The sequence below is a fragment of the Kitasatospora sp. NPDC059803 genome (assembly GCF_042732255.1).
In the GTDB taxonomy this organism is placed as follows: Bacteria; Actinomycetota; Actinomycetes; order Streptomycetales; family Streptomycetaceae; genus Kitasatospora.
Genome location: NZ_JBHWIJ010000107.1, coordinates 24,642 through 25,219 on the forward strand (window position 1 = coordinate 24,642; position 578 = coordinate 25,219).

At 77.9% G+C, this 578-nt stretch carries 1 pseudogene; it reads left to right on the forward strand.

Annotated elements, in window-relative coordinates:
- Nucleotides 1-514: pseudogene (locus ACFV6I_RS18795) on the forward strand (hypothetical protein); the annotation flags it as partial.
- Nucleotides 515-578 lie beyond the last annotated feature (64 nt).

A 578-nucleotide genomic window follows, 5' to 3' on the forward strand; every position in this document is an offset into this window, starting at 1 on the left:
GTGGTCCCAGCGCCACCACCCCCACACCCCCCCGCCCCCCACCACCCCCCCCCCTGACAGGCCCGCAGGGCACCACACACTCGACTCCGCCTGGGACGTCGGAATTCCCCCGGACGAGTCACACACCCCGCGCTCGGCCGCCCGGCGGATCACCGAGAAGGCTGAGCTGGACGCGGACTCGGCGGCGGCGGCCGGTCGGCTGGCGCTGGCCACCGAACGGGTGCTCTACGCCCCGGCCGGCCAGGTCACCACCGCCCCGCTGTCGGCCGACGTCCGGACCGCCCGGCAGGGCCTGCGGGCCACCGCCAGCCGGGCCGGGCGAACCAGGGCGGTGCTGCTGCCGCCGTCCTCGGCCCAGCTGTGGTGGCGGATCTCCGACGCCCTGCGGGCGGCCCGGGAGGCGGTCGGCACCAGGGTCGGCCGGGTGTCCACCGCGGTCACCGGCCCGGTGCGGCGGGTGGTCTCCCGGCGCAAGCGCAAGCCGGAGTCCGAGCAGGACCCCGGGGAGTCCTGAGCGGGGCCCGAGCGAACGGGCCGTCGCGCGGATACGAGAACGCCGGGGCGGGCAGTCGATCGAC